Origin of the sequence: Methylobacterium sp. WL116 (assembly GCF_008039455.1) — a bacterium.
Taxonomy (GTDB): domain Bacteria; phylum Pseudomonadota; class Alphaproteobacteria; order Rhizobiales; family Beijerinckiaceae; genus Methylobacterium.
Genome location: NZ_VRUV01000526.1, coordinates 1 through 3,044 on the forward strand (window position 1 = coordinate 1; position 3,044 = coordinate 3,044).

At 73.0% G+C, this 3,044-nt stretch carries 2 protein-coding genes; both read right to left on the reverse strand.

The window, feature by feature from the left end; all coding sequences use genetic code 11:
- Nucleotides 1–69: 69 nt before the first annotated feature.
- Nucleotides 70–363 (reverse strand): hypothetical protein, encoded by a 294-nt coding sequence (locus FV223_RS23950; protein WP_147729318.1) that lies wholly within the window; start codon nucleotides 361–363, stop codon nucleotides 70–72.
- 366 nt (nucleotides 364–729) lie between these two features.
- Nucleotides 730–2,985: a xanthine dehydrogenase family protein molybdopterin-binding subunit gene (locus FV223_RS23955; protein ID WP_147729319.1), complete on the reverse strand. Its 2,256-nt coding sequence runs from the start codon at nucleotides 2,983–2,985 to the stop codon at nucleotides 730–732.
- Nucleotides 2,986–3,044 lie beyond the last annotated feature (59 nt).

Consider the following 3,044-nt stretch of genomic DNA (forward strand, 5'->3'; position numbering starts at 1 on the left):
GTGGCGGCCGTGCGGGCTCGGATGTCGGGCGGGGCGGCGCCGGATGCCGGCGCCGGTCGGCGGATCGGATCAGCGGCGGCCGCGGGGGGCCGCGCTTCCGGACGCCCAGTGCGGCGAGACCACGTCGCGGCGCGCGACGGTGGCGCCGGGCATGTCGGAATACATCGGTGCGCCCAGAAGCTGCCCGGTGCGGTTGCGCTGCGAATGGGCGGAGCGGGGGTCGTGGTAGGGGTCGTTCACGTAGGAGCTCATGTGGCCGCCGCCGGCCGGCTGGCGGTCGCCGCCACCGCCCTCGCCGGCCCGAGCCGCGACGGGGAGGGCGAGAACGGCGGCGAAGAGCGCCGAGGCAACGATGCGCGTCATGAGATAATCCTTCCTCTCGAAGTTTTCTTCTGCAGGACATGCCGCCCTGCGCCAACGAGAAGAACATAACCAATGTCGTTCGACGAATATGTGTGCGAATGCACAAGTATAGCAAACTATATTTAATCCGTTTCTCTTTCGACTTGGGTGCGGCGGCGCACGCGGACCGTCCGCTGCGACGAACGGAGCGGGATTAGACGCTGGCCGGCACCGCCGCAGCCCTTCGGGAGCGCAGGCGACCTGCGGATCGCGGGTCGGGCCGAACGACGACGGAGGCCGCGCCGCTGAGCGACGGGCCTCCGGGAGGGCAGGGCGGTCGGGACCGGGTTCGCGCCGGCGTGGGCTGCCGGATCGCGACGGCGGGCGCTACCCGAGCAGCTTGTCCAGCGTGATCGGGATCTCGCGCACCCGGATGCCGGTGGCGTGCCAGACCGCGTTGGCGATGGCGCCGGCCGAGCCGGTGATACCGATCTCGCCGACGCCCTTGATGCCGAGCGCGTTCACGTGAGCGTCGTCCTCGTGCACCAGGATCGCCTCCATGGCCGGCGTGTCCGCGTTCACCGGCACGTGGTATTCGCCGAGGTTGTCGTTGAGGAAGCGGCCGGTGCGGGCGTCCATCGCCGCGTGCTCGTGCAGCGCGAACGACATTCCCCAGATCATCCCGCCGTAATACTGGCTTGTGACCAGGCGCGGGTTGACGATGCGGCCGGCCGCGAACGCGCCGACGAGGCGGGTGACGCGGATCTGGCCGAGATCGGGGTCGACCTTCACCTCGGCGAAGACCGCGCCGTGGGCGTGCATGGCGTAGGTCTTGGCCGCCGCCGGATCGGTCGAGGCCTTCCCGGTCGCGGTGAGGCTCGCCCGTCCGGCGCGTGCCAGGATGTCGGAATACGCCTCGCTGCGGCTCTCGTCGTCGCGCCGGAAGAGTCGTCCGTCGCGGGCGACGAATCCGGCATTGCCCGCGCCGTAGAGCGGGGAGGCGGAATCGTTGGTGGCGAGGTCGGCGAGCTGCGCGATCACCGCCTGGCCCGCCGCGTGGATCGCCCCGCCCGCGGTGGCGGTGTGGGCCGAGCCGCCGGCGATGCCGGCGTTCGGCAGGTCGGAGGAGCCCATCCGGAAGGTCAGCCTGTCGAGGCCGATCCCGAGCCCGTCGGCGGCGATCTGGCCGAGCGCGGTCCAGGCGCCCTGCCCCATGTCGTGCGCGCCGGTCTCGATCAGGCCGGTGCCGTCGGCCCGCAGCTCGGCCTTCGCCTGCGCCTCGAACATCAGCGCCGGGAAGGTCGCGGTGCCCATGCCCCAGCCGACGAGGAGGCCGTTCGCGTCGCGGGTCTGCCGCGGCGCTCTCGGCCGCGCCGACCAGCCGAAGTGCTCGGCGCCGCGGGTGTAGCACTCGCGCAGGGCCTTGGAGGAGAACGGCTTTCCGGAGATCGGCTCGACCTCGGCATAGTTCGCCAGGCGGAATTCCAGCGGGTCCATGCCGCACGCCAGCGCCATCTCGTCGATCGCGCTCTCCAGCGCGACGCTGCCCGAGGCCTCGCCGGGCGCGCGCATGAACAGCGGCGTGCCGGTGTCGACCCGCACCGCCTGGTGCCGGACCGCGATGGCCGGGCTGGCGTAGAGGGTGTGCGAGACGCCGCCGGCCGGCTCGAAGAAGTCGTCGAACCGGCTCGAGGCCGTCAGCGTCTCGTGCTCCAGCGCCGTCAGCTTGCCGGCGTCGTCGGCGCCGAGGCGGAAGCTCTGCCGGGTCTCGGCGCGGTGGCCGACCGGGCCGTACATCTGCGCGCGCGCGAGCACCAGCTTGACCGGCCGGCCGACGAGGCGCGCGGCCATGCAGGCCAGGATCTGCGGGCCCGAGATCAGGCCCTTCGAGCCGAAGCCGCCGCCGAGGAACGGGCTCTCGATCCGGATGTTCTCCGGCGCGATCCCGAACAGCCCGGCGAGGCGCCCCTGGGCCATCGACATGCCCTGGCTCGGCGTGTGCAGCGTGAGCCGGTCGCCGTCCCAGGAGGCCACCGCCGCGTGCGGCTCCATGGCGTTGTGGTACTGGGCCGGGGTCTCGTAGGTCGCCGCGATCCGCCGGCTCGCGGCGGCGAGGCCGGCCTCGACGTCGCCGTGGGTCTCCTCCGGGGGCTGGCCGACGCCGATGCCGGGGGGCGTGAACGGCGGCTCGGCGTCGAGGCCGATGCGCGGCGTCTCGGCCTCGTAGCGCGGGCTCAGCAGGCGCGCGCCCTCGGTGGCCGCCTCCAGCGTCTCGGCGATCACCACCGCGATCGGCTGGTTGGCGTAGCGGACGGCCGAATCCTGCAGCAGGTCGAGGCGGAAGATGAAGCCGTGGGGCTTGTCGTCCGGGTGCTGGGCGAGGGCGGGAGCGTTGTCCGGCGTCATCACCGCGACGACGCCCGGATGGGCCTCGGCCGCCGCCACGTCGAGATGGGTGACGCGCCCGCGGGCGATCCGGGCGACGCAGAGCGCCGCATGGAGGGTGCCGTCCGCGACGTTGTCGGCCGCGAAGGTCGCCCGGCCGGTGACCTTCAGCGGCCCGTCGCGCCGGGTCAGGGGCTGGCCCATGCTCGATCCGTGGCGGGCCCGCTGCGGCGCGGACGTCAATGCGATCTCAGCCATGGGCGGCTCCTGCCGGCGAAGGGGAGGGGACGGCGAAAGGGGCCGCGAACGGCGAGGCC